Origin of the sequence: Aphanothece microscopica RSMan92, from assembly GCF_046613545.2 — a bacterium.
GTDB lineage: Bacteria > Cyanobacteriota > Cyanobacteriia > PCC-6307 > Cyanobiaceae > NIES-981.
On sequence record NZ_JBKKKY020000101.1, the window covers coordinates 1 to 6,434 of the forward strand.

Sequence of the window (6,434 nt, forward strand, 5' to 3'; positions counted from 1 at the left end):
GGCGGGCTCCACCTCGATCGCGGCGGCCCGCTCGGCGGGGGTGAGCGGCTCCAGCCGCTCCCACTGGGCTGCCAGCACAGCCAGATCGGCGTCGGAGGGGTCGCCGCCGCTCTGCTGCCGCTGCAGGATCCGTCCCTCGATGAGGGGGCGGGGTGCGGTGAACGCCAGGATCAGCAGGGGAACCCCCGCCTGCGCCGCCAGCCCGGCCATGGTCTGGCGATCGCGAAGCCGCAGGAACGTGGCATCCACGATCACGCAGAAACCCGCCGCCAGCAGGGGCCGCGCCAGTTCCGGCAGCAGACGCTCGAACAGCTCCTCCCCCACGGCCGCCGCGTAGGGATCGCCGCGGCGCGGCTCCCCGTCGCCCTGGCCCCAGAGGCCGAACAGCCGCTTGCGCTCCACGTCCGAGCGGAGGCGGATCGCCCCCAGCTCCTCGATCAGCCCGGCGCTGTGGTGGGACTTCCCCGAGCCCGAGACGCCGTGGCAGAGCACCAGGGCCTGGGGCTGGGGCGGGCCTGGACTCTCCCCCAGGGCGAGGTAGCGCTCCACCGCCGCGCCATCGCCGCCGAGGGCGGCCACCTTGGCCCGCACCAGGGCCCTGTAGCTCAGGTACCAGGCCCAGAGCTCCAGGCCGGCGTAGTCGCCGCTGTGCTCCAGCCACTGGTTCAGCAGCCGCCAGCCCTGCGGGGCGCAGTGCCGTTCCTGCAGGTCCATGACCAGGAAGGCCATGTCGCTGATCACATCGATCCAGCGCAGAGCGGCATTGAACTCCAGGCAGTCGAAGACCTCGATGCGGTCCTGGAGCAGCAGCATGTTGCCCAGGTGCAGATCGCCGTGGCATTCCCGCACCCGGCCGCTGGCGAGACGCTGCGCGAAGCGGCTCTCCAGCCGTCCGTAGCTCCCGGCGATCCAGTCCTGCAACCGCCGCAGCCGGTGTTCCAGGCCCGGATCGGCATGGGCCAGCAGGCTGGTGACGTTGGCCAGCACCGGTTGTCGCACCGCCGCCGGGGTGCCGAAGGCGCCGTCGGGTCTTGCCGTCGCGGCGGCGGCGTGGAAGCGGGCCAGCCGCTCGGCCAGCCCGTCCAGGTGGCGGCGGGTCACGGCTCCCCGGGCCAGGGCGGCCGGCAGCAGGGCCTCCTGGGGGAACTGCCCCATGCGGACGGCGTACTCAAGGATCGGGGCCTCGTCCTCCCCCGGCTCGCTGTCCTCGGCCCGGGGGGTTGCCTGCAGCCGCGGCCGCTCGGGGCTGCCGACGATCGCCACCACCCCCTGGTAGAGCCAGGGGGTGAGGCGGCGGTTGAGGCGCACTTCCTCATGGCAGCAGCGGCGCCGTCGCTCCAGGTTGCTGAAGTTGACGAAGCCGAAATCCACCGGCTTCTTGATCTTGTAGGCGACGGTGCCGGTGAGCAGGATCCAGGAGATGTGGGTCTGCAGCAGCCGGATCTCCCCCACGGGGTGGGGGTAGGCCTGCGGCTGCTGCAGGCCACGGATCAGCGCTGGCAGGGCAGCGTCGGCCGCGGCCGCGGCCACGGCTCAGTCGAAGCCGAGCAGGTCGAAGATCTCCCGGTCCTTGAGGGATTCGGCCTCCAGGGGCTCCACGGTCTCGAGCATCGACTGGGCCAGGCGCAGGTATTCGTTCTGGACCGCTTCCACCTCGGGGGTGGGCTCCATCTCGAAGATCGTGCACTTCTTCAGCCGCGAACGGCGGATGGCATCGAGGTCGGGGAAGTGGGCCATGGTCTTCATGCCCACCCGGTCGTTGAAGCGGTCGATCTGGTCGGTGTCCTTCGAGCGGTTGGCCACCACGCCGCCGAGCCGCACCTTGTAGTTCTTCGCCTTGGCCTGGATCGCCGCGATGATGCGGTTCATGGCGAAGATCGAGTCGAAGTCGTTCGCCGTCACGATCAAGCAGTAGTGGGCGTGCTGCAGCGGCGCGGCGAAACCGCCGCACACCACATCGCCGAGCACATCGAAGATCACCACATCGGTGTCCTCCAGCAGGTGATGCTCCTTGAGCAGCTTCACGGTCTGGCCGGTCACGTAGCCACCGCAGCCGGTGCCGGCCGGCGGTCCGCCGGATTCCACGCACTGCACACCGTTGAAGCCCTCGAACACGAAATCCTCAGGGCGCAGTTCCTCGGTGTGGAAATCCACGGTCTCGAGAATGTCGATCACCGTGGGCACCATCTGCTTGGTGAGCGTGAAGGTGCTGTCGTGCTTGGGATCGCAGCCGATCTGCAGCACCCGCTTGCCGAGCTTGGAAAATGCCGCGGAAAGATTGGAGCTGGTCGTGCTCTTGCCGATGCCGCCCTTGCCGTACACGGCGATCACCAGGGCGCCGGTCTCGATGTTGACGCTGGGGTCCTGGTGGACCTGGAGGCTGCCTTCCCCATCGGGACGGCGCAGAGTGGTGGTCATGGGGGAATTCAGGGGGACGGGGGCTCAGGCGGAGAAGTGGGCTTTGGCGGCGTAGAGGGCCTCGCTGTCGATCAGGGCGAGGCCCTGGTCGCGGGCATAGGCCTCGGTGTTGCGGCGCACCTTGCCGCGCACGAAGAAGGGGATCTTGGCCAGTTCGGCCTCGCCGGTCGGGCTCCAGGCTGGTGTGCTGGCCCCGACCGGCGTTCGCTCGCCGCTCTCCCCGGTCTGGTCGGCCGGGGCCCGGCCCGGCGGCGGTGTTTCGGCCTGTGCTGTTTCGGCTTGCGGTGTGGCGGCCTGCGCCGTCGCCGTCTGGCCGCCCAGGTGGCTGCGGTGGCCCTCCACGAATTCGAAGTCGTGGCGGAACATGCCGATCAGGTGTTCCTCCAGGCCCATCATCAGCGGGTGCACCCAGCTGTCGAAGAGCTCATTGGCTCCTTCCCAGCCCATCTGGGGGGCATGGCGGGCCGGCACGTCCTGCACGTGCAGCGGGGCACTGATCACGGCACAGGGAATGCCCAGCCGCTTGGCGCTGTGGCGCTCCATCTGGGTGCCCAGCACCAGCTCGGGCATGGCCTCGGCCATGGCCTGCTCCACCCGGAGGTAGTCGTCGGTGATCAGGGCCTCGAGGCCGAGATCCGCCGCCGCCGCCCGGACCTCGCGGGCCAGCTCGCGGCTGAAGCTGCCCAGACCGACCACCCGCAGGCCGAGCTCCCGGCTCGCCACCCGCGCCGCCGCGATGGCATGGGTCGCATCGCCGAAGATGAACACCCGCTTGCCGGTGAGGTAGGTGGAGTCCACCGAACGGGAATACCAGGGCAGGCGGGAGCGGCGTTCGGCCTCCCGCATCCCCTCGCCCTCCGGGCTGAGCGCAGCAGGCCGCTCCATGCCCAGCCGCTCGTGCAGTTCCCGCAGAAAGTCGCCGGTGGCGCCGATGCCGATCGGCACGGTCTTCACCACGGGCATGCCGAAGTTGCGCTCCAGCCAGCTGCAGACCGGGGCGGCCACCTCGGGGTAGAGGCACACGTTGGCATCGGCGCTGGGCAGGCGCAGCAGGTCGGCGGCACGGGCCCCGAGAGGAGCCACCACGGCCACGTCGATGCCATGCTCGGCCAGCAGGCGGCTCACCTCCCGCACGTCGTCGCGGCAACGGAAGCCCAGCAGGCTGGGCCCCAGCAGGTTCACCCGCGGCCGGCGGCCCTCGGCGCGCCAGCGGTCCGGCGCTGGTTTGGCGCTCCCCGGAGGCGGCACCTCCGATCGGAGCAGCCCCCGGACCAGTTGATAGAAGGTCTCGGCGGCGCCCCAGTTCTCCTTCTTGGAGTAGGCGGGCAGCTCCAGGCTCACCATCGGAATGCCGCCCAGATCCATGCCGGCGGCCAGGGCACCGGGCTGGTCCTGGATCAGCTCGGCGGTGCAGCTCTCGCCCACCAGCAGGGCGTCGGGCCGGAAGCGCTGCACGGCGTCGTGGATCGACCGCTTCACCAGATCGGCCGTGTCGCCACCCAGATCGCGGGCCTGGAAGGTGGTGTAGGTGACCGGGGGACGCTGCTCCCGCCGCTCGATCATCGTGAACAGCAGATCGGCGTAGGTGTCCCCCTGGGGGGCATGGAGCACCAGGTGCACCCCCTCCATCGAGGCGGCGATGCGCAGGGCCCCCACATGGGGAGGGCCTTCGTAGGTCCAGAGCGTGAGTTCCATCAGCTGAAGCGCAGCAGTTCGCGGCGACGCAGGGGGCGGGCGAAGAGTTCGGCCAGATCGCCCGCCTGGTCGCAGCCATGGATCGGGCTGAACACCAGCTCGATCGACCACTTGGTGGCGATGCCCTCCGCTTCCAGCGGATTGGCCAGGCCGAGGCCGCACACCACCAGATCGGGGCGTGCCGCCCGCACGCGGTCGAGCTGGTTCTCCAGGTGCTGGCCCTCGCTGATCGGGGTGCCGGGCGGCAGCAGGGCGAGTTCACCCTCCAGCAGGGCCCGATCCAGGTAGGGCGTGCCCACCTCCACCAGGCTCATGCCGCATTCCCTTTGCAGAAAGCGGGCCAGGGAGAGCTCCAGCTGGGAATCGGGCAGCAGGAAGAGGCGCTTGCCCGCCAGCACCTCCCGGTGGGGGGCGACCGCTCGGCGGCCGCGCTCCACCAGCGGATCCAGCACGGCCGCCACCTGGGCGGGCGGGATGCCGAAGGCCTCGGCGGCCGCCGTCATCCAGGCGGCGCTGCCCTCCACGCCCAGGGGATAGGGGGCCGTGATCAGCTGGCCGCCCCGGGCGGTGAGGGCCCGGGCCGTGGCCGAGAGGAACGGCTGGGCCAGCAGCACCCGGGTGCCGGGGCCGATCGACGGCAGGTCTCGGGACTGGCGGGGGGGAAGGCTGCTCACCCGGGGGATGCCGAGCCGGTGGAACAGGTCCACCAGGCGGTCCTCCACCGCATCGGCCAGGGTGCCCACGATCAGCAGCTGGTCGGCCTCGGTGCCTGGGGGGCTGGCCGGCATCAGCGGCACCATCGCCAGCAGGGCCTGGTCCTCCCCCTGGGTGAAGGTGGTTTCGATGCCGCTGCCGCTGTAGTTCAGCACCCGCACCCGGCCGGCCAGCTGAGCGTTGAGCCGTTCGGCCGCCTTGCCCAGATCCAGCTTGATCACCTCGCTGGGGCAGGAGCCCACCAGGAACAGGGTGCGGATCTCAGGCCGCCGCACCAGCAGGTCGGCGACCAGCCGATCGAGTTCCTCGTTGGCATCGGCCAGGCCGGCCAGGTCCCGCTCCCCCAGGATCGCCGTGCCGAAGCGGGGCTCGGCGAAGATCATCACCCCGGCCGCGCTCTGGATCAGGTGGGCGCAGGTGCGGGAGCCCACCACCAGAAAGAACGCGTCGGGCATGCGCCGGTGCAGCCACACGATCGAGGTGAGGCCGCAGAACACCTCGCGCTGACCGTTTTCCCTGCGCAGCGAGAGCTCCGGGTTCCGCGTCGCCACCGGCGGCGCAGCCGGTTCCACCGATAGAGACCCACCCATGCTGGCGATCTGCCGCAGCGTTACCCACCACTGCTAGGGGAGATCGGCGGCCCCTGCAGCCCTTTGGCGTGGAATTGTTCGGGATCGCGTCTGCTTTGTCATTTATGGGATCGGGAGCGGTGGGCTGAGCGGCAGGCGCAGATCCACGCTGCAGGGCCGGTCGGGATGGGGTTGCCAGGGCGGAGCCTGGGGGCTGGCCAGCGGTTCCGGGGCCATGGGCTCGAAGGCCTGCCCGTCGGCTGGAAGCTGCCACTGGGCGATCGGCTGGTTGCCGGTGGCGGGCAGGAGCTGCAGCACCAGCGGCATGGTCGGGGCGATCCCGGCGTGGAAGCAGGGGTAGAGCCGGGAGGCGCGGTAGCGCACCGCCAGCGGGCCGGGGGTGTCGAGGGGCAGCGGCCGACCGTTGAGCACCAGCCGGTAGGCCTGGCGCAGCGCCGCACTCGCCACGACCTCGAAACGCCGCAGGGAGCCATCGACGAACCGGCTGGTGAAGCCCCCCTCCCGCGGCGTGTCGCAGATCAGGGGCCAGGGCTCCAGGGCCAGTCGAAGCTCGAGCCGGGCCGTGGCCTCACCCTCCCAGCTCAGCAGGAGCGGGAAGCGCCACGCCCAGATCTCGCGGTAGGGATCCGCGTCCAGGGGCAGGCCGGCGCCGGCCAGATCGGCCAGCACCGCTTCGAGATCAGCCCAGAGCTGGCTGGGCAGCAACAGCCGGTCGTGCAGCTCCCTGCCCCAGTTCCGCAGCTGGGCCGGCCGCCGCTCCGGATCCAGCAGCAGGGCCGCCAGGTGAGTCCAGAGCAGGGCGATCGCCGCCATCCAGTCGGGCCGGGGCAGCGACTCGAGGGCCCGGAATTCGATCAGCCCCAGGCAGCCGGCCGGTGCGCCGGGGTTCCAGAACTTGTCGAGGCTGATCTCGCTGCGGTGGTTGTTGCCGGAGCGGTCGGCATGGAGATGGCGCAGGGTCTCGCCGATCAGCTGGCGCTGCTCACCGCTGTGGGCCTCAAGCACGCTGTAGGCGAG

5 protein-coding genes are annotated in these 6,434 nt (G+C 70.8%); all 5 read right to left on the reverse strand.

The window, feature by feature from the left end:
* A partial coding sequence (locus ACLD7X_RS15660; protein WP_411424607.1) for a bifunctional aminoglycoside phosphotransferase/ATP-binding protein occupies positions 1-1,530 on the reverse strand: 1,530 nt, incomplete at its 3' end.
* Positions 1,531-1,533: 3 nt separating this feature from the next.
* Positions 1,534-2,418 (reverse strand): ferredoxin:protochlorophyllide reductase (ATP-dependent) iron-sulfur ATP-binding protein, encoded by an 885-nt coding sequence (bchL, locus tag ACLD7X_RS15665; RefSeq protein ID WP_411424608.1) that lies wholly within the window; start codon positions 2,416-2,418, stop codon positions 1,534-1,536.
* A 24-nt stretch (positions 2,419-2,442) separates the two neighbouring features.
* Complete coding sequence (locus ACLD7X_RS15670; protein WP_411424609.1) at positions 2,443-4,113, reverse strand: ferredoxin:protochlorophyllide reductase (ATP-dependent) subunit B; 1,671 nt, start codon at positions 4,111-4,113, stop codon at positions 2,443-2,445.
* On the reverse strand, positions 4,113-5,378 hold the full coding sequence (locus ACLD7X_RS15675; RefSeq protein ID WP_425625342.1) for a ferredoxin:protochlorophyllide reductase (ATP-dependent) subunit N: 1,266 nt from the start codon (positions 5,376-5,378) through the stop codon (positions 4,113-4,115). Before ACLD7X_RS15675 ends, ACLD7X_RS15670 begins: the two co-directional genes overlap by 1 nt.
* A 141-nt stretch (positions 5,379-5,519) precedes the next feature.
* Positions 5,520-6,434: transglutaminase family protein (locus ACLD7X_RS15680; protein WP_411424611.1), on the reverse strand; the 915-nt coding region annotated here is incomplete at its 5' end.

Bases quoted from the DNA above. Each gene is read 5' to 3' on its own strand.
- bchL (WP_411424608.1), bottom strand. From the start codon at position 2,418: ATGACCACCACTCTGCGCCGTCCCGATGGGGAAGGCAGCCTCCAGGTC.
- ACLD7X_RS15670 (WP_411424609.1), bottom strand. From the start codon at position 4,113: ATGGAACTCACGCTCTGGACCTACGAAGGCCCTCCCCATGTGGGGGCC.